This is a genomic window from Amycolatopsis sp. NPDC051758 (assembly GCF_044453095.1).
Taxonomy (GTDB): domain Bacteria; phylum Actinomycetota; class Actinomycetes; order Mycobacteriales; family Pseudonocardiaceae; genus Amycolatopsis.
Genome location: NZ_JBITCJ010000001.1, coordinates 285492 through 303564, shown reverse-complemented (window position 1 = coordinate 303564; position 18073 = coordinate 285492). Strand labels below are relative to the sequence as shown.

Below are 18073 nucleotides of genomic sequence, written 5' to 3'. Positions count from 1 at the left end.
GAGCAAAGATCGAGCGGGCTACCGGCAGAGATCGGCGAAGTTCGCGCCGAAGGCATCCTTGAACTGCTCAGGAGCACAGAACGACACTGGTCCGGCGTGGGTGTGACCGGTACTGAGAGCTGAGACCATCTCACTGGGCGCCACCACAAAGGCAACACCGGCATCGATCATGATCGTCCGCGCTTCAACGAGGTAGGTCAACGCTTGACTGTAGCCACTGCGAACGTATTCAGAGTCGTCGCTGTACTTGCATTCAACGATGAGAGCACGACGAGTCTTTTCGTTGATGAGGAGGATGTCCGGACTTTTTGTCCCTCCCGGGCTCTTGAGTCCTTTTGTTGCGTTCACATAGGGCTCAACTCGACGAAGCTTGGACCAGATTCCGGCGCCTTCGAACCACAGTGACCAGGTCTGACCTGAGAACTTCAGCTCGTAGGCGGCGCCGGTAGCGCCTCCACGCAGCGGGCGAAGGCTGACCGGCTTGGCGCCGCTCTCCTTGAGCACGCTGAGGACGAGGCCGAACACCCCCAGGTGGAAAAGCGCGGCGGCCATCGTCGCGTCCGGCATGATCTGGGCCTTGGCGAGCGCCATAAGATCGCTGGTTTCTTCCTGGCGCAAGAGATCAGCCAGATCGCCGATGAGCCGCCACTTCGGTCCGGAGCGTTGCAGATCCTTGATCGTGGCTCGGTCGGGCATGGCCGCCTCGACCTGTTGCAATTCGGGCCGACCGACGAGCCCATCGAGGGCCGCCAACTGCTTTTCGACGACCGGCTTCTTTTCGCGCAGACGACCGTAGCGCGCATCGCCGTACACCAGGAGCATGCGTTCAACCGTCCACCGCAGCCCACTCAGCAACGCGTCGTCGGAAGTTCGCTGCCGCGTCCGCCCGACAAACTGGCGAGGCGGCCACCCGGTCTGCCTGGTCGCCGCCCAGTCGATCCGTCCGTGTGGCGCCGGCGTTGCCGCGGGGGTCACTTGCGAGTGAACCGGGATGATGGCCAGCCAGTCGCGCGTTCGGACGGGCATGCGCTGAAGACTCACCACGCAGTTCTCGAACAACACGCGGTGGGCACGCCGCTCGACGTCACGTTTGGTCCACCGGCTGAATTTATCCTCGCCCAGTGCGGCTGCCAGCCCGTCGAAGAGGTCGCCCTTCCCCGACCAGCTGTGGAACAGCTCTCGCATCCCCTCCCAGGGGATCGACAGACTCGGAGCCTTGGTACTCAACGCCGGCGACGTCACTGCAGCTCAGTGAGCCGACTGCGGATCCATTCCCACTCCGCACCGAGGACCTCTTCCCCACTCAGCCGGGCTTCGAAGGAACCAGCCGTGTCGAGCCCGACCAGCCAAGTGCCCATGCCGGCCAAATAGGCTTCTGCGACGAGTTGGGCCAACGGGACGTCGACGCTGTCCTGCCGCCCAGCCGCCACGTACTGCGGGATCGACAACAGCGCGGCCGGCCCCATCGTCTCGCCTTGCTCGAGGTGAGCACGATAAATCTCCGCAAGTATCGTCGCCAGCCTCGACTTCTCCTGGTCTTCGAGGTTCGGCGTGACGTCGTTCAGCCGCACGTCGAGGGCCGCAGTGAAGGCAGTACCGTCCGGGACAGGCACCGGGATGTGGTCGAATCGGCGACCGAGCGCCTGGCCAAAGCGGAAGACCCGCTGGGCGTCAACGGCGTTGTACGTCCCTAAGAGCCGCCAATCCTGGCCGGCCAGGTAGTAGATCGGGCCGCCTGTCGTGCCGCCGTGACGCAGGCGGTTCGCTCCGATGACTTGGCTGTGCCGGGTATCGGCCCAGCCGAGCATGATCTTGCTCGCCCCCGGGGCTGCGCTCGCCCGGCCTACCTCCACCGTCTGCCCGGACAGCCAGGTGAACAGGCCGGCAAAAATGCGGTCGAGGTCTGCGCGGTTCGCCTCGTCCAAGATCAGCCACCGATCGCGATGGATGGCTTCCAGCACGTGGCCGGGACTGAAGCGGAGCCGTCCGTCGTCATCCACGGTGTCCCCGCCGACCAACTCGCGCGCGGTCCACGACTCGTCTGGCGTGACCAGCATGGGCTTTCGGATTCGGGTCAACCCGTAGGTCTCCGGCTCCTGAGAGATGGCGAAGACCAACTCGGTGAGCAAATGCGTCTTCCCCGTACCGGGCGGCCCCACGAGCATCAACGCTGGCCGCGAACGGACCGAGAGCCTGAGCATGCGCCGAACACGGTCATCGAGGTGGAGCTGGTACCTGGGTCTGGCGATGGGCGCGACTTCTTCCGCCTCAATGCCGAGGAACTCACTCAGCACCGTGGCCGTGGCTCGCGCGACTTCGGCATAACCGAGCCAGACGGCTTCCCAGCCACTCGACTTCCGACCGAAGATCAAACCAACGTCGACCCGCTCGGGAGCAGGCGCCACAAGCAGATCCCAGAACTCCTCTGAGAGGCCGGCGACTTGGTTGCCACCAGCCTCCAGATCCACCAGCGCCACCCCGAGGACGGTATCGGCGAGCCGGCCGGCCTTCCGGAACTGCTCGATGAGCTCCTCGCCGTCAACGCTGCGAACAGCAACAACCTTGTCGATCGGCAATGACCCGGCGTTTGTAGCTAACAGCACTTCCAGCAGTCGAAGCCCTTCACCGGGCTTGGTGCGATCGGCGTCAGCAAGTTCACTACGCGCGAGCTCGTCCAAGAGCCGCTGCGGCAGTTCGGTCATGACAGCCAACCGTACACACTGCGTCACCGTTGTCCTGCTCAATAGTGCAGGACACGGTCCGCTTAAGCCGTGCGAAGCGTGCGTACGCGTGCTTCACACGGCTACACTCGGTGGCCGGAATGCACGGAGGGGTGACTTGGACGAGAGGCAGGCCCTGGCCGCAGTAGGGGCATTTCAGGGACTAGGGGGCAGTCTGCCGGTGTCCCACAAGTCCCTCTTCGCGCTCGCGCTCGTACAAAGATTCGTCCTATCCCGCGCGTCGACCGTGACCTACGCCGAGGTCGAGACCTCCGTCGGAAAGCTGATCCATAAGTACGCGCCGGGTCCGCACAGCGTCGATGTGGCCGCAGCGGCGTTCATCAACTTGGAACGCACGCTCTGGGACGTGACGGACTCGAGGGGGACGGCGATCGCAAACTCCCCCTTGCAAAGCGGCTCCTGGCTCAAGGCGCGTCGAGCACGCGGTACATTGAAGCCAGAATTCGTCCGGCTCTTGAACTACCCAGAAACGCTACTTGCCGTCATCGAAACGCTTCTTGGCGATTATTTCAAATCTGATATCGCCGAAGATATCCGCACGGAGCTCGGATTGGACCTGCTGTTCCGTGCGCCGGCCACTTCACCACTGCGTCGATACACTTCCACCGTCACCCGGCGGGTTCAGCCCGTCCGCGACGAGAGCTTGGAGTTCGACACTCGACTTCGCTTGCAGGCCTTCACCTGGCTTAGCGAAGCGAGCAAGGAGTACGGCAACCGCATACCTTCGAGCCAACTCGGCCTTTTTACCTTTGAGGACGAACGGATCGCACTGGCTGACCAACAGCAAGGTATCCGGAAGCCGAAAGTACTGAAGGCCGCCCTTTCGATCAAGACGGCGTATACGCCACCAAGCCGGCGCCGGCCTTACGACGACGAAGAGAGCGACGACGGACTAGTCCACTACAAGTACCGAGGCGACGATCCGAATCTATTCACCAATGTTGCCCTCCGTCGCGCCTTCCAAGAAAGGCGACCGCTGATTTATTTCGTCGGCGTGGCCAGCGGTCTTTACGAAGCGAAGTTCCCGCTCTGGGTCATCGCTGACGAACCGGACAAACTCGAAATCGTGGCGAGCTTCGACCCACCCGAATACACGGACCCGATCTGGCTGCCTTGGGTTCAACCCGGCCCACACGTCAATCGAGGGTAGATTCGGGTTGATTACCCCCATTGTCGGCCCATTCGGCCAGCGCCGGCAGGTCCGGCTGCTGCCGCAGGGCGTCCAGCACCACGTTCACCGCCGCGCGGGTCGGCGAGCCGCGCCGGACCACCGCCGCGATCGTGCGGTTCACCGGCGTCGCCAGCTCGCGCGTCACCACGCGATACCGCCGGTCGACCGCCAGCCCGGGCAGCAACGCGATCGACAACCCGGCCTCCACGTGCTGCAGCGTCATCAGGTAATTGCTGAAGCGGCACACCACCCGCGGCTCGAACCCCGACTCGCGGCACAGGCGCAGCGTCAGGTTCGCCATGTAGGACTGCGGCGCGTCCAGCGCCCACGGCTCGTCCGCGTAGGCCGACAGCACTGCCGGGCCTCGCGGGGCGTCGCCGGAGGAAACCAGCACGATCGGGTCCGTGGCCAGCGGGACGATGTCGAGGTCCGGGCCCAGCGGCTGCTCGACGAAGTCGGTCGTCGTGATGATCACCTCCGCGTCGCCGCCGCGCAGGGCCGGGATGCTCTCGTGCGGCTCCAGCTCCAGCAGCTCGACGTCCAGATGCGGGTACGTGCTCGCGAGCCGGGTCACCGCCGGGACCGCCATCGTGTGGATGGCGCTCTGGAACGCGCCGAGCCGCACCAGCCCGACCGGCTCCTCGCCGAGGCTGCGCAGCTCCGCCTCGACGGTGTCCAGGTGGTCGAGGATCGCCCGCGCGCGCCGGGCCAGCATCAGGCCCGCCGGGGTCAGGCGGACCCTGCGCCCCGTGCGTTCCAGCAGCTGGGTGCGGGTTTCCGCTTCGAGCACGGCCAGCTGCTGCGACACGCTCGACGCGCTCAGGTTGGCGTCCTGCGCCACCGCGCGGATCGTGCCCAGGGAGTCGAGGCGGCTCAGCAGCCGCAGGCGCCACGGGTTCAGCATCAGCCCATTGTTGTGCGGAAGAACCGAACAGCAAAGCCGGAATTGTGAGCTGGACGTGACGCTCGGAGCGGACCTACCGTCGAGCGCATGAACCCCACCGCCACGTTCTGGGCCGACGCCGACCGGCACCTCGTGCGCTACGCCGGCGCCGGTGCGTTCACCCGCGAGATCATCGACCACGCCGAAGGCAGCTTCGTCTTCACCGAGGACGGCCGCCGGATCCTCGACTTCACCTCCGGCCAGATGAGCGCGATCCTCGGGCACTCGCACCCGGAGATCGTCGAGACGGTCCGGCGCCAGGTCGGGCGCCTGGACCACCTGTTCAGCGGCATGCTGAGCCGCCCGGTCGTCGACCTCGCGCGCCGGCTGGCCGAGACGCTCCCGGCGCCGCTGGAGAAGGCGCTGCTGCTGACCACGGGAGCCGAGTCGAACGAGGCGGCCGTCCGGATGGCCAAGCTCGTCACCGGCAAGCACGAGATCGTCTCGTTCGCACGCTCGTGGCACGGCATGACGCAGGCCGCGGCGAGCGCCACCTACAGCGCCGGCCGCCGCGGGTACGGGCCCGCCGCGCCGGGCAACTTCGCCATCCCGGCACCCCACGCGTACCGGCCGGACTTCACCGACGCCGACGGAAAGCTGGACTGGCGGCGCCAGCTCGACTTCGGTTTCGACCTGATCGACGCGCAGTCGGTCGGGAGCCTGGCCGCCTGCCTGGTCGAGCCGATCTTGAGTTCCGGCGGCATCATCGAGCCACCGCCCGGCTACTTCGCCGCGCTGCAGCAGAAGTGCCGTGAACGCGGCATGCTGCTGATCCTCGACGAAGCCCAGACCGGGCTCTGCCGCACGGGCACCTGGTACGCGTTCGAGCGCGACGGCGTGGTCCCCGACATCCTGACGCTGTCCAAGACCCTCGGCGCCGGGCTGCCGCTGGCCGCGGTGCTGACCAGCGCCGAGATCGAGCAGGAGGCGCACGACCGCGGCTTCCTGTTCTTCACCACGCACGTCGCGGACCCGCTACCGGCGGCGGTCGGCAACACGGTCCTCGACGTGCTGACCCGCGACCGCCTGGACTCGCGGGCCCGCCAGCTCGGCGGCGTGCTGCGCCGGGGCCTGGAACAGATTGCCGAGTACCACGACGTGGTCGGCGACATCCGCGGCCGCGGCCTGCTGGCCGGGTTGGAGCTGGTGGTGGACCGCGACACGAAACAAGGCTCGGACGAGCTGGGCGCCCACGTCACGCGGCGCTGCCTCGAGCTGGGGCTGCACATGAACATCGTGCAGCTGCCGGGCATGGGCGGGGTGTTCCGGATCGCACCACCGCTGACGGCGACCGAGGAGGAGATTTCGCTCGGGCTGTCGATCCTCGACGAGGCGATCGGGGACGCCGTCAAGACACTTTGACGGCGGCTCCGCCCTAACTGCTCGGCAGGTCGCGCCGCAGGGCGGTGCACATCCAGTTCGACGAGCCCATCCAAGCCACCAGGTACGTCTCGCCGGCCCGCTCCCGCTGAGCCACCTTTAGGCACCCGTCCGGACGCAGCAGCCGCGTCTCTTCGCGTAAGCCGTCGGCGAACGGGTTGCCGACCAGGTAACACGAAGCGAGGTCGACGAGGGCGCCCGCGCCGGTCCGGACCACCAGGACGACGCCGAGCGACCAGCCCGCCTCCTCGTGCTGGTAGACCGCCACCGCCAGGCGGTCCGCCTCGTAGAAACAGCGGGTTGTGTCCGCCGCGGCGATGAACCTGCCCGCCATCCCGCGGACCTTTCCGGCCAGCTCCTTCGCTGCGGCCTTCTCGGTCTCCTTCGCCTCCGGGATCAGCTGCTCGACGTTCGACGCCAGGTCGAGGAACGGCGGGCACGGGTTCTTGCCCACGGCCTTGACGCCCTTCGCGTCGTAGCGGCCGTCGAACTTCGGGAGCCAGTGCGCGACCTGGGTGCCCGGCCGTCCGCAGCCGGCGGCCGTCACGCTCGGCGCCGCCGTCCCGGCCCTCTCCTCGATGCCGGTGTTCTCGAGCTCGCAACCGGTCAGGGACGCGGCGAGCAACAGCGTGCAGACCACGGTCTTCAGAGATCTCATGCCGGACAGAGCCGCGCCGGGGAGGCGCTGATACACACGAAGGCCTCCTTGCCGGCCCGGGGAGCCGGCAAGGAGGCCTTCTTTCACAACGGCGTCAGAAGCCCGCCGTCACCTTCGTGAAATCCCAGTCGTTCTGCGCGATGCCGCTACACGCGGACTGCACGCCGCCACCGGGGCAGCCGCGGTCGCGGTTGACCGACCAGAACGCCAGGCGGCCGATCTTGTTCGACTTGGCCCAGTTCGTGATCTGGGTCCACGTCGAAAGATCGGTCAGCTCCTGCTGGTCGGACAGGCCGTTCATGCCCGAGATGCCCAGGTGGCTGTACGCCGTGGCGTCGTTCCACCCGAACGTCGACTTCAGCTTGTCGCGCAAGCCGTTCGCCGCGTTCACCGTGCTCTGGTACATGTTCGAGCCGCCGCCGAAGTCGAACGGCATGATCGTGTAGACGTCCACCCCGGCGCCCAGCGCCTTCGACTGGTCGATGAGCCGGTTGCCGTAGTAGTTCGGGCCGGTCGTCGAGGTGCCGAAAGTGAGGATCGTCTGGATCCCCGGGTTGTTCTGCTTCACGATCTTCAACGCGTTCAGGATGCGGTCCTGCACGGCCTCGTTCTCGAACTCGTCGGAGTTCTCGATGTCGATGTCGATCGCCTTGAGGCCGTACGCGTTGATCACCTGCTGGTACGCGCCGGCCAACGCGGCAGGCGTCGAGCAGTTCGGGCCGAGCTTGTTGCCGCTCCAGCCGCCGAACGACGGGACGATCTGGCCGCCCGCCGCCTTGATCTGCGAGATCGCCGTGGCGTCGGCACTGCCCGAAAGCGGACGGCTGCTGTCCCACGCCGGGTTGCAGCCACCGGAGGCGTTGATGAACGCCATGGTGAACCACTTGACGCCGGTCGCGTTCATCACCGTCTGCGGGTTCGGCGGGCTGCCCCAGCCCATGTAGAGGTACGGCGCGCCCTTGCCGCCGGTGCCCGGCGGCGGGGTGGTCGTGGGCGGGGGCGTCGTCGTAGGCGGCGGTGTCGTCGTGGGGGGTGTCCCCCCGGCCGCACACGACCCACCGTTGAGCTTGCAGTTCGACGGCGCGACGTACGAACCCGAGTACGTCACGTTGAAGCCGAAGCTCGCGCTACCGCCGTTGCCGACGTTGCCGTTCCAGGTGTTCTTGACCGTGACGTGCTGGCCGGCCGCCGTGTAGCTGCCGTCCCAGAGCGACGAGATCTTCGCGCCGCTCGGCAGGTCGAACTCCACCGTCCAGGCGGACAACGTCGAGCCCGAGCCGTTGGCGATCGTGTACTTGCCCTCGTACCCGGTGCCCCAGTCGGAGCCCTTGGAGAAGGTCGCGGACACGCCGCCCGCCGCGTTCGCCGGGGCGATCACGAACATCGCGCCGATCGTGGCGGCCGCGGCCGCCAGCCCGAGTGCGGGCAACCAGCGGCGCCTCACGACAGGCCGTTCTTCATCGCGGTGATCAGCTCACCGTTGGTGGTGTCGCCGGTCAGCTCCCAGAAGAAGGCGCCACCGAGGCCCTGCTGCTTGGCGTAGGACATCTTGCCGTTGATGGTCCCGGGGGTGTCGTAGCTCCACCAGTTGCTGCCGCACTTGGCGTACGCGGTGCCGGCGAACGTGCCGGTCGACGGGCAGGTGTTCTTGAGGACCTTGTAGTCCTCGATGCCCTGCTCGTACGTGCCCGGCGCGGGGCCGGTCGCGGTGCCACCCGGCGTCGCCTGCGTGACACCGGTCCAGCCGCGGCCGTAGAACCCGATGCCCAGCAGCAGCTTGCTCGACGGGACACCCTTGCTCTTCAGCTTCTGGATCGCCGCGTCGGAGTAGAAGCCCGGCGTCGGGATGCCGGTGAAGTTGGTCAGCGGCGAGTGCGGGGCCGTCGGACCCTGCGCCGCCCAGGCGCCGAAGTAGTCGTAGGTCATGACGTTGTACCAGTCGAGGTACTGCGCGGCGCCGCCGTAGTCGGCGACGTCGAGCTTGCCGCCGTTGCTGCCGTCCGCGGTGATCGCCGAGGTGACCAGGAACGACGAGCCGAACTTCGCCCGCAGCGCGCCCATCAGGTTCTTGTAGGCCGCGGCACCGCTGGTGTCACAGGAAAGGCCGCACGAGTTGGGGTACTCCCAGTCGATGTCGATGCCGTCCCAGATGTCCGCCCAGCGCGGGTCCTTCAGCAGGTTGTAGCAGGACTGCGCAAACGCGGCGGCGTTCTGCGCGGCCTGGCCGAAGCCGCCGGAGTAGGTCCAGCCGCCGAACGACCAGATCACCTTGAGCCCGGGGTGCAGCCTCTTCAGCTTGCGCAGCTGGTTGAAGTTGCCCGCCACCGGCTGGTCCCAGGTGTCGGCGACACCGTCGACGCTGGTCGAGGCGTCGTAGGTCTTCTGGTAGTCGGCGTAGGGGTCGTCGTTGGCCGTGCACTGGCCGTTCTTGACGTTGCCGAACGCGTAGTTGATGTGGGTCAGCTTGTTCGCCGAGCCCGACGTCTCGATGTTCTTGACGTGGTAGTTGCGGCCGTAGACGCCCCACTGCACGAAGTAGCCGACGTTCTTCAGGCCGCCCGGCGGGGGCGGCGTCGTGGTGGTCGTCGTCGGGGGTGTGGTCGGCGTGGTCGGGGTGGTGGTCGGCTGCGTCGGGGTCGTCGGCGTGGTGGTCGGGGTGCCACCGCCGGCGTCGCACGAGCCGCCGTTCAGCCTGCAGTTCGAGGGGGCGCTGTAGGTGCCCGAGTAGCTGACGTTGAAGCCGAAGCTGGCGTTCGCGCCGTTGCCGACGTTGCCGTTCCAGGTGTTCTTGACGGTGACGTGCTGGCCGGCCGCGGTGTAGCTGCCGTCCCAGAGGGAGGCGATCTTCGCACCGGACGGGAGGTCGAACTCGACCGTCCAGCTGGGCAGCGCCGAGCCGGAGCCGTTGGCGATCGTGTACTTGCCTTCGTAGCCGGAGCCCCAGTCGGAGCCCTTCGTGAAGCTGGCGCTGACGCCACCGGCGGCGCTGGCCGGCACGGTGACGAGGCCGATCGCGATCGCGCCGACCGCGGTGAACAGACCGAGGAGGTGCCATCTCTTTCTCGACATAACTCTCCCTTGAGCCAGGGGCAGGAACGGCGGGGACCAACACCGCCGGCGGGGACCAGGACGGTGTTTTGTGCCGTTTGCGAAAACGGTACGTGGTCCAGACCAATTATGGAAGCACCACCACGGAGAGTGCCGAACAGCCGCCGAACGACCGAAACCGGTGATCGGCGTTGCGCGTGCACTGGTCCAGTCCAGTTACGCAAAGCAGCCGAGCCCGGCGATCGGACTCGGCTGCTTTGTCGGTCGGGCTCAGCGCTGGGCGGCGGTCCCCAGCCCCGCTGCTGCTGGTTCCAGCCCGGCGCCTGCCCCGGCTGCGGCCACGCGGGCACGTGCGGCGCCATGTTGGCCAATGACGAACAACGTGGGCCGCCGCTTACCCGGAACAGCAAGAAGCCCCCCTGCAAGCAGGAGGGCTTCTTGTAGTGCTGTCTCAACCAGACGTGCGCCCGAAGGGATTCGAACCCCTGACCTTCTGATCCGTAGTCAGATGCTCTATCCAGCTGAGCTACGGGCGCGTGTTCAGTTGTTCTCTAACCTAGCACCCGGCGAACCGGGTACCAGCGGAGGCTCCGGGATTTGAACCCGGGAGGGGGGGTTACCCCCAACCGCATTAGCAGTGCGGCGCCATAGACCAGACTAGGCGAAGCCTCCTGGGCCCAACGACCACTGCTCAGATAGGTTACACACCCCCCGGACCACCTCCGAAGGCACCCCCCTCACGCTCGGCGCAGCAGTCTGAGCAGGCGTGGAGATCGTCCGCCGAGCCCTTCGGCCTCGAACGTCGCGATGCCGACACGCGGGAGTTCGCGCACGCCCGGGTACACCAGGTACCGGGGCACCCAGCGCGGCTGGAACTTCGCGTTGAACTTGTACAGCGTCTCGATCTGGATCCAGCGGGAAAAGAAGTGGAGCACCTTCGCGGACATGCGCGCGACCGGGCCCGCGCCGATGCGCTGGCCCTGTTCCATCAACGCCCGGAACGCCGCGAAGTTCAGCGACACCTGCTCGACGCCGTGGCGGTCGGCGGCCAGCAGGAGCTCCGAGATCATCAGCTCGTTGACGCCGTTGTCGGCCGTGCGGTCGCGGCGCATGACGTCCAGGGACAGCCCCTTCGCGCCCCACGGCACGAACTGGAGCACGCCGCGGACCCGGCCGCCCTGCTCGGCCGTCACCAGCACCGATCCCGCGTCGCCCATGCGGCCCAGCGCCATCGAGAAGCCGCGCTCGGTGTCCGTGCCGCGCCAGTTCGCGGCCAGCGCCTCCAGCTCGGCCAGTTCGCCGGGGCGCAGGTCCTCCGTGCGGCGCACCAGCACCTTGTAGCCCGCGCGCTTGGTGCGCGCCGCGGCTTGGCGGACGCCGCGCATGATGCGGCCGTCCAAAGTGAACCCGGCGACGTCGACGACGGCTTCGTCGCCGATCTCCAGCACCTCCAGGCCGAACCGGGCCCAGACCGTCGCGCCCAGTTCGGAGACGCCCATCGCCGCCGGGACCCAGCCGTTGCGGCGGCAGACCTCCAGGTACTCCTCGATCGCGCCGGGCCAGGCCTCGTGGTCGCCCAGCGGGTCGGCCGAACACAGCGCCACCCCGGCGATCACGCGGTAGGTGACCGCGGCCTTGCCGGTCCGGGAGAACACCACGAACTTGTCGCGGCGCAGCGCGAAGTACCCGAGCGAGTCACGCTCACCGTGCTCGTCGAGGAGCTTGCGGAGCCGGTCGACCTCGTTGTCGGTCAGCCGCGGCGCCGGTTCGGCCGAACGCAGCAGGAAGTACGCCGACACCAGCACCGCGGCGAGGCCGAACAGCAGGCCGACGGCCGCCGTCAGGTCCTCCAGCCACATCTCGCGGAACACCGCCGGCCCGCTGGCGCCGACCAGCGCCAGCGCGGATTCGGCCAGGCGGTCCGGAAAGCTCATCGGCGCCAGCACGTTCCGGGAGGCCACCGAGAGCAGGATGAGGTTGATCACGAACCCGGCCAGCACGAGCTGCACGAACACGCGCATCGCCCGCCAGCGCCCGACCACCGGGTCCGGCTTCGCGACGAAGTAGCGCCGGTTCACGATCAGGCCCACCAGCAGCACGACCGAAACCAAGCCCGCGGCGAAGACGTGCTTCAGCCCGATGTGCGACACCGTGAGCAGCACCGTCGCGCCGATCGCGAGCTGCCAGGCCCGGCGCTTGCGACGACGCAGCCCCGCGGCCAGCAGCACCAGCAGCACCCCGGTGACCAGCGCCACCGTCGCGGCCGCGACGGTCGCCTCCTGCGGCAGCTCCAGCCACTCCGACAGGTGCCCGCGCAGGTTGCGGCGCCCGGCCGGCACCAGGACCGACACCAAGGTCATCAGTCCGGCCAGCCGGGTCACCCAGGTGATCACCCCCACGGTGGTGGCCCCCGCCACCCGCCAGGTGGTCTGCGCGCGAGTCCCCGTCACCACCCGTACAACCCGTTATGGACGATCATGCTTCCCCCGTCTACCCCCCGGCGAGCTCCACGAACGGCGTCAGCGCCGCCGGGTTGGCCAGCGCGTCGCGGCTGACGGCCCGGTCGGGAGCCACACCGGCGAGGATCTTCTTCACCGGTACCTCACACTTCTTACCGTTCAAGGTACGAGGTATCTCGGAAACCACCACGAACCGATCGGGTACATGGCGCGGCGACAGGGCGCTACGGAGCTCCTTCCGCAGCCTGGGCTCGACGTCTTCGAGCTTCACGTCGCCGGCGAGCACCAGGAAACAGATCAGCTGCCCGTCGTCGTTCCCGGCCGCCGAGGTATCCACGACCAGGGAATCCGCGACTTCGTCGTAGCCCTCGACCACCCGGTAGAACTCCGCGGTGCCCATCCGGACACCGCCGCGGTTGAGCGTCGAGTCGCTGCGGCCGTAGATCACCGCCGAGCCGCGGCCGGTGACCCGGATCCAGTCGCCGTGGCGCCACTGCCCCGGGTACATCTCGAAGTACGCCTCACGCAGCCGCGAGCCGTCGGGGTCGTTCCAGAAGAACACCGGCATCGACGGCATCGGCTTCGTGATCACCAGCTCGCCGACCTGCTCGACAACGGCGTTGCCGGCCTCGTCGAACGCGTTGACCGCGGCGCCGAGCGCGGGGCAGGACAGCTCGCCCAGCCAGACCGGCACGTCCGGCGCCGACGCGACGAACGCCGCGCACAGGTCGGTGCCGCCGGAGACCGAGCAGATCTGCACCTTCCTGCCGATCTCGTTCACGATCCACCGGAAACCCTCGACGCTCAGCGGCGCGCCGGTGGATCCGAGCGCCCGCAACGCGGTCAGGTCGTAGCGCTCCGCGGGCTTGATGCCCGCCTTCAGGCAGCTCTGGATGTACGGCGCCGACGTGCCGAAGTACGTGACGCGGTGCTGCTCGGCGAGGTGCCAGAGCGCGTTCAGGTCCGGATGCCCCGGGCTGCCGTCGTAGAGCACGATCGTGGTGCCGACCAGCAGGCCGGAGATGAGGAAGTTCCACATCATCCAGCCGGTGGTGCTGAACCAGAAGAACCGGTCGCCGGGCCCGAGGTCGGTCTGCAGCCCGAGGGCCTTGAGGTGTTCCAGCGTGATGCCGCCGTGGCCGTGCACGATGCCCTTGGGCAGGCCCGTGGTGCCGGACGAATAGAGCACCCACAGCGGGTGCGCGAAGTCGACCGGCTCGAACAGCAGCGGCGCGCCCTCGTGCTTCGCGAGCAGTTCGGCCCAGTCGTGCGCGCCCTCCAGCCGGCCCTCGCCGACGTACTCGACCACGACGGTCGCGGCCAGCGACGGGAGTTTCTCCCGCAGGTCGGCGACCGTCGGCCGGATGTCGAACTGACGGCCGTTGTACGCGTAGGCGTTGACGGCGAAGAACAGCTTCGGCTCGATCTGCACGAACCGGTCCGCGACCGCGCGGACGCCGAAGTCCGGCGAGCACGAGGACCAGACCGCGCCGATGCTCGCCGCGGCGAGGAACGCGACCAGCGTCTGCGGGCAGTTCGGCGCCAGCGCGACCACCCGGTCACCCTTGCCGACCCCCAGTTCGAGGAACGCCGCCCGGGCCGCGGCGACCTGCGCGCGAAGCCGGCCGTAGGTCAGGTGGCTCGCGAAGCCGTCTTCGCGGTGGAAGATCACTGCTGTCTCGTCGTCAGCCTTCGCGGCGCCCGCTATACCGGGGGTGAGCGCGTGCTCGGCGTAGTTCAGCGTGCCGCCCTCGAACCAGACGGCGTTCGGCATCTCGCCCGAGAGCACCTCGCCCGGCTGGTCGTGCCAGCGGACACCCAGGAAGTCCGCGACCGCCGCCCAGAAGTCCGGGCCGCGCTCGACCGAGAACTCCCAGAGCGAGCGGTAATCGTCCACCTCGACGGCACGTTCGGCGCGCAGCCACTGCCGGAAGGCTTCGATCTTGGTGTCGGCAACGTGGCTCGGCTCAGGGCGCCAGAGCACTTCGGGGGCGTCGGCGGTGTGCGTCACTCCCCGAGGGTAATCCGCCTAGCGCAGGTGCGCGTCGAACCAGTTGAGCGTGCGCTGCCAGGCTTCGGCGGCCGCGCCCGGGTCGGCGTCGAAGCGGTGGTTCGCACCCGGGTAGTGGACGACGTTCGTCGCGACCTGCGCCGACGCGGCGGCGTCGCGCAACCGCTCGACCTCGGCCCCGCCGGCCTCGTCACCGGCGTCGCCGTACATGCCGAGCCACGGGCTGGTGAGCTTCCCGGCGATCTCGACCAGCGCGGGCAGTTCGGCGACCTGCTGCCCGCCGACGCTGACGGCCGCGCCCAGCTTGCGGTGCGACGCGACCACGAGCGCCGCGGTGCCGCCGAGGTCGAAGCCCATCACGCCGAGCAGGTCGGCCTGGACACCGCGCTCGACGAGCCAGGCGAGTGTGATGTCCGTCGCGTCGAGCAGGTCCTGCTGCGTGAGCTGGTCGTTCTCGAGGTGCGGGGTGACGGTCAGCCAGCCCTCGAGGGCGAGGCTCGCGAGCAGCAGCTTGACACCGTCGGTGACCCCGTCCGCCTCGTGCAGCACGACCAAACCGCCGCGTAGCGCGGCTTCGGGTTCCGAGAAGGTCAGGCGGAGGGCACGGCCGTCGGTGCGCTGGTAGTCCACGGTGCTGGTCGACGTCATTGCGTCACTCAATCACTACTTGGTGAACGGAAGGAACCCAGTGTGGCAGCTCATCGCACCCTTCACCGGCTGAAGGGACTCGCGGGGCGGCGGGCGGAAAAGATACGGTGACGGGGTCGTCCCGTCGAAATCCAGGAGCGCCGAAGATGTCGTCCGTGTCCCCGCGTGCCGATCTCGAATCGTTGCCGAAATACGTCCCCGGCCGGACGATCGAAGGCGCCATCAAGCTGGCGAGCAACGAGGTGCCCGGTGGCGCCCTGCCGAGCGTCGCGCGGGCGATCGCCGAGGCCGCGGCCGGCATCAACCGCTACCCGGACACCGGTTCGCAGGTGCTGCGCGAGCGGCTGGCGCGCGACCTGGACGTGCCGGTCGAGCACGTCGCGATCGGCTGCGGCTCGGTTTCGCTGTGCCAGCAGACGATCCAGGCGGTCTGCTCGCCCGGCGACGAGGTCATCTTCGCCTGGCGCTCGTTCGAGGCCTATCCGATCGTCACGCAGGTCGCGAACGCCGTGTCCGTGAAGGTGCCGATCACCGAGGGCCAGGAGCTCGACCTCGACGCGATGCTCGCGGCGATCACCGACCGGACGCGCGTCGTCTTCGTCTGCAACCCCAACAACCCCACCGGGACGGCGATCCGCCGCACCGAGCTGGAGCGGTTCATGGACGCGGTGCCCGAGCGCGTGCTGATCGTGCTGGACGAGGCGTACAAGGAGTTCGTCACCGACCCCGAGGTCCCCGACGGTGTCGAGTACACCCGCACGCGCCCGAACGTCATGGTGCTTCGCACGTTCTCGAAGGCGTACGGCCTCGCGGGCCTGCGGGTCGGTTACGCCGTCGCGCCCGAGCGGATCGCGGATGCGCTTCGCCAGGTGTACGTCGCCTTCTCGGTGAACATGCTGGCCCAGGTCGCGGCGCTGGCGTCGCTCGACGCGGCGGACGAGCTCCTCGAGCGGTGCAAGGAGATCGTCGCCGAACGCGGGCGGGTGCGCGAAGCGCTGATCGCGGCCGGTTACCAGGTGCCGGAGACGCAGGCGAACTTCGTCTGGCTGCCGCTGGGTGCGCAGGCCGTGCCGTTCGCCGAGCACGCGCTCGACCGCAAGCTCGTGGTGCGGCCGTTCGCCGGCGACGGTGTGCGGGTGACCATCGGGACCCGCGACGAGAACGACCTCTTCCTGGCCGCGGCGCGGGAATTCACTCGCTGAACTGCTTGACCACCAGCTGGATCACGGCGGCGACGCCGATCACGACGATCACGCCGCGCAGCACCGCCGGCGGCAGCTTCCGGCCGATCTTCGCGCCGAGGAAGCCGCCGGCGGTCGAGCCGACGGCCAGCCACAGCACCACGGGCCAGCTGATCGGCGCGACAAACGCGTAGATCACCCCGGCGACGACGTTCACGACGGCAGCGAGGACGTTCTTGACGCCGTTGAGCTTCTGCAGCGGCTCGGACAGCAGCATCCCCATCACGGCCATCAGCATCACGCCCTGCGCGGCGGTGAAGTACCCGCCGTAGATGCCGATGAGGAAGATGAAGAACATCAGCAGCGGGCCGGCTTTGTGCTCTTCGCCGTTGCCTTCGCGGCGCTTCGCGACCCATTTCGAGACGCGCGGCTGCACGATCACGAGGATCACGGCCAGCCCCACGAGGATCGGGACGACGGCCTCGAAGGCGTCCTTCGGCAGCGACAGCAGCAGGATGGTGCCACCGATGGCGCCGAAGAACGACGCGACGGCGAACTGGGCGGTCTGCCGCCAGTAGCCCTTGAGCTCGTGCCGGTAACCCCAGGCGCCGCTGAGGGTCCCGGGCGCCAGCCCGATCGCGTTGGACGTCGTCGCCGTCACCGGCGGATACCCCAGCGCGACCAGGACGGGGAAGGTCACGAGGGTCCCCGACCCGACCACGGCGTTGATGGTGCCGGCCCAGATCCCGGCGACCACGACGATCACCGCGTGCCACCACGTCATGAAGCACTCACGTGCGGAGCCTAAGCATCGTGGGCCGGTCCCGCGACGCAGATGTGTCTGGTCGAACAGTCACCGCGGGGTGAAGACGCAGAACTCGTTGCCTTCCGGGTCGGCCATCACCTCCCACTCGAGGTCGCCGCCACGGGCGCGGATCAGCGTCGCTCCCAGGGCTTCGAGTTCCGCCGGGTCGCCGAAGACGTCCAGGTGCATGCGGTTCTTCACCGTCTTCTTCTCCGCGACCGGGTTGAGCCAGATCAGCGGCCCGTTGCCGGCCGGGTCGACGATGGGGACGGGCCAGTCGTCCGGCCGCGTGTCACCGGTGAGCGAGTCGCGGCGGACGTAGCCCATGGCGCGGCACCACCAGTCCGCCAGGGCCTGGTGGTCGTTCGCGTCGAGGGCGAGGTCCTTGAACTGCGCGGTCATGCCGCTCCTTCCGGTACGTGGGCGGGGACGACGTCGGACAGCACGCGCCAGCCGAGGGCGCCGTACAGCCCGCGCCCGGCCGTCGACGCCAGCAGCACACTCGAACGCGCCCCGGCCGCGGCGCCCAGCCGGTGCATCACCACCCGGCCGAGCCCGCGGCGACGGTGTTCGGGCTCCGTGACGATCCGGTCGAACACCGCAACGCCCGAGGCCACCGCGACCCAGCCGCGCGCCGCCGGCGCCCCGTCGGAAGTCACCACCACCTGCCACACCGGTCCGTCCCCGGTCACCGCCACCGCGTACGGCGCCGGAACCTCGACCGGCGGGAAGCCCCCGTCGAAGCTCATCAGGTACTCCGTCTCCCCCACCACCCACTCGGCCGTCAGGCCCGCGAGCACGGCGGAGCGCGCGCCGCACGTCTTCAGCCACGTGCCCGGCGCATCCACCGTGCGAGCCCGCCGCGCCACCGTCGACGGCGTCCGCAGCAGGTAGCGCACCCGGTGCCCGGGCAGGCCGACGTCGACGCGGTGGCCGTCCGGCTCGTCGACCGGTGGTGGCGCCGCCCGTGACACCGCCCAGCCCTGCACCCACGCCCCCAGCATGTCCATGCCCGCGATCATGGCAGC

Annotated in this window: 15 protein-coding genes and 2 tRNA genes; 3 read left to right on the top strand and 14 right to left on the bottom strand. The window is 68.5% G+C overall.

Features of this window, described 5'->3' with window-relative positions:
- Positions 1–18: 18 nt before the first annotated feature.
- Together ACIA5G_RS01535 and ACIA5G_RS01530 are read right to left on the bottom strand one after the other, a co-directional pair.
- Positions 19–1185 carry a hypothetical protein gene (locus tag ACIA5G_RS01535; protein WP_395920280.1) on the bottom strand — a complete coding sequence of 389 codons (1167 nt, stop codon included), beginning with the start codon at positions 1183–1185 and terminating at the stop codon, positions 19–21.
- A gap of 53 nt (positions 1186–1238) precedes the next feature.
- Positions 1239–2702 (bottom strand): AAA family ATPase, encoded by a 1464-nt coding sequence (locus ACIA5G_RS01530; RefSeq protein WP_395920279.1) that lies wholly within the window; start codon positions 2700–2702, stop codon positions 1239–1241.
- 265 nt (positions 2703–2967) lie between these two features.
- Here ACIA5G_RS01530 and ACIA5G_RS01525 point away from each other — a divergent pair, with 265 nt between their 5' ends.
- Positions 2968–3891, top strand: coding sequence for a hypothetical protein (locus ACIA5G_RS01525; RefSeq protein WP_395920278.1), 924 nt, complete (start codon positions 2968–2970; stop codon positions 3889–3891).
- Here ACIA5G_RS01525 and ACIA5G_RS01520 read toward each other — a convergent pair.
- Positions 3878–4816, bottom strand: coding sequence for a LysR family transcriptional regulator (locus ACIA5G_RS01520; protein WP_395920277.1), 939 nt, complete (start codon positions 4814–4816; stop codon positions 3878–3880). The two genes, ACIA5G_RS01525 and ACIA5G_RS01520, sit on opposite strands and share 14 nt — an antisense overlap.
- 87 nt (positions 4817–4903) lie before the next feature.
- On the opposite strand from ACIA5G_RS01520, the gene ACIA5G_RS01515 reads away from it, so the two are divergent.
- Positions 4904–6217 carry an aspartate aminotransferase family protein gene (locus ACIA5G_RS01515; protein ID WP_395920276.1) on the top strand — a complete coding sequence of 438 codons (1314 nt, stop codon included), beginning with the start codon at positions 4904–4906 and terminating at the stop codon, positions 6215–6217.
- A gap of 13 nt (positions 6218–6230) precedes the next feature.
- On the opposite strand, the gene ACIA5G_RS01510 is transcribed toward ACIA5G_RS01515, so the two are convergent.
- From ACIA5G_RS01510 to ACIA5G_RS01475, 8 genes are all read right to left on the bottom strand, one after another.
- Complete coding sequence (locus ACIA5G_RS01510) at positions 6231–6893, bottom strand: hypothetical protein (protein WP_395920275.1); 663 nt, start codon at positions 6891–6893, stop codon at positions 6231–6233.
- A gap of 94 nt (positions 6894–6987) precedes the next feature.
- Positions 6988–8337 (bottom strand): cellulose binding domain-containing protein, encoded by a 1350-nt coding sequence (locus ACIA5G_RS01505; protein WP_395920274.1) that lies wholly within the window; start codon positions 8335–8337, stop codon positions 6988–6990.
- Positions 8334–9962, bottom strand: coding sequence for a glycosyl hydrolase family 18 protein (locus ACIA5G_RS01500; protein ID WP_395920273.1), 1629 nt, complete (start codon positions 9960–9962; stop codon positions 8334–8336). The genes ACIA5G_RS01505 and ACIA5G_RS01500 overlap by 4 nt, the downstream gene beginning before the upstream one ends.
- Positions 9963–10403: 441 nt before the next feature.
- Positions 10404–10477: transfer RNA gene (locus ACIA5G_RS01495), tRNA-Arg, on the bottom strand.
- 46 nt (positions 10478–10523) lie between these two features.
- Positions 10524–10613: transfer RNA gene (locus ACIA5G_RS01490), tRNA-Ser, on the bottom strand.
- Positions 10614–10678: 65 nt separating this feature from the next.
- Entirely contained in the window at positions 10679–12394 is a 1716-nt protein-coding gene (locus ACIA5G_RS01485) for a phosphatidylglycerol lysyltransferase domain-containing protein (protein WP_395920272.1), read from the bottom strand.
- A 37-nt stretch (positions 12395–12431) separates the two neighbouring features.
- A complete protein-coding gene (locus ACIA5G_RS01480; protein ID WP_395920271.1) occupies positions 12432–14411 on the bottom strand; it encodes an acetoacetate--CoA ligase in 1980 nt (659 codons plus the stop codon).
- Positions 14412–14429: 18 nt separating this feature from the next.
- On the bottom strand, positions 14430–15059 hold the full coding sequence (locus ACIA5G_RS01475; protein WP_395920270.1) for a dienelactone hydrolase family protein: 630 nt from the start codon (positions 15057–15059) through the stop codon (positions 14430–14432).
- Between the two features lie 146 nt (positions 15060–15205).
- Here ACIA5G_RS01475 and hisC point away from each other — a divergent pair, with 146 nt between their 5' ends.
- Complete coding sequence (gene hisC, locus ACIA5G_RS01470; protein ID WP_395920269.1) at positions 15206–16261, top strand: histidinol-phosphate transaminase; 1056 nt, start codon at positions 15206–15208, stop codon at positions 16259–16261.
- On the opposite strand, the gene ACIA5G_RS01465 is transcribed toward hisC, so the two are convergent.
- The 3 genes from ACIA5G_RS01465 to ACIA5G_RS01455 all read right to left on the bottom strand — a co-directional run bounded on the left by ACIA5G_RS01465 (position 16251) and on the right by ACIA5G_RS01455 (position 18067).
- Positions 16251–17024 (bottom strand): sulfite exporter TauE/SafE family protein, encoded by a 774-nt coding sequence (locus ACIA5G_RS01465; RefSeq protein WP_395920268.1) that lies wholly within the window; start codon positions 17022–17024, stop codon positions 16251–16253. The two genes, hisC and ACIA5G_RS01465, sit on opposite strands and share 11 nt — an antisense overlap.
- A gap of 69 nt (positions 17025–17093) precedes the next feature.
- A complete protein-coding gene (locus tag ACIA5G_RS01460; protein ID WP_395920267.1) occupies positions 17094–17447 on the bottom strand; it encodes a VOC family protein in 354 nt (117 codons plus the stop codon).
- Positions 17444–18067: a GNAT family N-acetyltransferase gene (locus tag ACIA5G_RS01455; protein WP_395920266.1), complete on the bottom strand. Its 624-nt coding sequence runs from the start codon at positions 18065–18067 to the stop codon at positions 17444–17446. Before ACIA5G_RS01455 ends, ACIA5G_RS01460 begins: the two co-directional genes overlap by 4 nt.
- Positions 18068–18073: the final 6 nt, after the last annotated feature.

Bases quoted from the DNA above. Each gene is read 5' to 3' on its own strand.
- ACIA5G_RS01535 (WP_395920280.1), bottom strand. From the start codon at position 1,185: ATGCGAGAGCTGTTCCACAGCTGGTCGGGGAAGGGCGACCTCTTCGAC.
- ACIA5G_RS01530 (WP_395920279.1), bottom strand. From the start codon at position 2,702: ATGACCGAACTGCCGCAGCGGCTCTTGGACGAGCTCGCGCGTAGTGAA.
- ACIA5G_RS01520 (WP_395920277.1), bottom strand. From the start codon at position 4,816: ATGCTGAACCCGTGGCGCCTGCGGCTGCTGAGCCGCCTCGACTCCCTG.
- ACIA5G_RS01515 (WP_395920276.1), top strand. From the start codon at position 4,904: ATGAACCCCACCGCCACGTTCTGGGCCGACGCCGACCGGCACCTCGTG.
- ACIA5G_RS01510 (WP_395920275.1), bottom strand. From the start codon at position 6,893: ATGAGATCTCTGAAGACCGTGGTCTGCACGCTGTTGCTCGCCGCGTCC.
- ACIA5G_RS01500 (WP_395920273.1), bottom strand. From the start codon at position 9,962: ATGTCGAGAAAGAGATGGCACCTCCTCGGTCTGTTCACCGCGGTCGGC.
- ACIA5G_RS01475 (WP_395920270.1), bottom strand. From the start codon at position 15,059: ATGACGTCGACCAGCACCGTGGACTACCAGCGCACCGACGGCCGTGCC.
- hisC (WP_395920269.1), top strand. From the start codon at position 15,206: ATGTCGTCCGTGTCCCCGCGTGCCGATCTCGAATCGTTGCCGAAATAC.
- ACIA5G_RS01465 (WP_395920268.1), bottom strand. From the start codon at position 17,024: ATGACGTGGTGGCACGCGGTGATCGTCGTGGTCGCCGGGATCTGGGCC.
- ACIA5G_RS01460 (WP_395920267.1), bottom strand. From the start codon at position 17,447: ATGACCGCGCAGTTCAAGGACCTCGCCCTCGACGCGAACGACCACCAG.
- ACIA5G_RS01455 (WP_395920266.1), bottom strand. From the start codon at position 18,067: ATGATCGCGGGCATGGACATGCTGGGGGCGTGGGTGCAGGGCTGGGCG.